General features: G+C 65.0%; 1 protein-coding gene. It reads right to left on the bottom strand.

The window, feature by feature from the left end:
• Positions 1-32: 32 nt before the first annotated feature.
• Positions 33-1,198 (bottom strand): IS3 family transposase gene (locus ACYVK7_RS17635; RefSeq protein WP_460889030.1). Its coding sequence is split into 2 segments (ribosomal slippage): positions 33-911 and positions 914-1,198, totalling 1,164 coding nucleotides; the frame shifts between segments, so codons are not numbered across the junction.
• Positions 1,199-1,227 lie beyond the last annotated feature (29 nt).

Raw genomic sequence — 1,227 nt, 5'->3', positions numbered from 1 at the left:
GGGACTGGTGCGCCGATAGGTGACAGCTGGGTTTAGGCCGCCAGGCTGACGGTCGGGTTCATGATGGTCTCGTACTCGATGGGGGTCAATCGGCCCAGGCTGTCCTGCCGGCGGCGGCGGTGATAGGTCCGCTCGATCCAGGTGATGATCGCGATCCGGAGTTCCTCTCGAGTGCGCCACCGCTTGCGGTCCAGGACGTTCTTCTGCAGCAGGGCGAAGAAGGACTCCATCGCTGCGTTGTCTCCGGCAGCACCGACTTTCCCCATCGATCCGATCAGGTGGTGGCGGTGCAGAGCACGCACGAACTTCCTGGAGCGGAACTGCGATCCGCGGTCCGAATGCACGATGCAACCCGCGATGTCGCCGCGGCGGATAACGGCATTGTCCAGGGCGTTCACTGCAAGTCGGGACTTCATTCTGGAGTCCATGGAGTAGCCCACGATCCGACCCGAGAAGACGTCCTTGACCGCGCAGAGGTAGAGCTTGCCCTCGCCAGTCGGGTGCTCCGTGATATCGGTCAGCCAGAGTTCGTTGACATCGTCAGCGGTGAAGTCTCGCTGGACGAGATCATCGTGCACTGGCGGGCCGGGCCGCTTGCCGTTCTTGCCTCGCTTCTTCCCGAAAGCGGAGAACCACTGGTTGTCCCGGCAGATCCGCCATGCGGTCCGCCGACACATCACCTCGCCAGCATCGGCGGCTTCGTCGGCCAGCAGTCGGTAGCCGAAGGTGTCATCGTCGCGGTGCGCGTCGAACAGGGCGTTGGCCCGGTAGGCCTCGACCAGTTCGGCCTCGGTGACCTGCTGTTTCCGCCAGCGGTAGTAGGGCTGGCGGGAGAGCTTCAAGACCCGCAGGGACACCGCGACGGGGATCCCGTCAGCGGCGAGCTCGGTCACGAGCGGGTAGAACCTTTTCCCGGCAGGTTCGCCTGGGAGAGGTAGGCCGCGGCACGGCGGAGGACCTCGTTCTCCTGCTCGAGCAGCCGGATCCGCTTGCGCGCATCGCGCAGCTCGACCGAGTCCTCCCGGGTCTTGCCGGGCCTGTTGCCGTCCTCGACGTCGGCTTGACGCATCCAGTTCGTCAGGCACGACTCGGATACTCCGAAGTCACGCGCGATCTGGGAGAGCTTCTGGCCAGGTTCGCGGTTCCTCGCGACGCGGACGACGTCGTCACGGAACTCCTGGGGGTAGGGAGCAGGCATGATGCACATCCTTCCCTGCAACGCTCCTC

It is taken from the genome of Promicromonospora xylanilytica (assembly GCF_054782895.1).
This window is presented reverse-complemented; position numbering and strand designations above follow the sequence as displayed.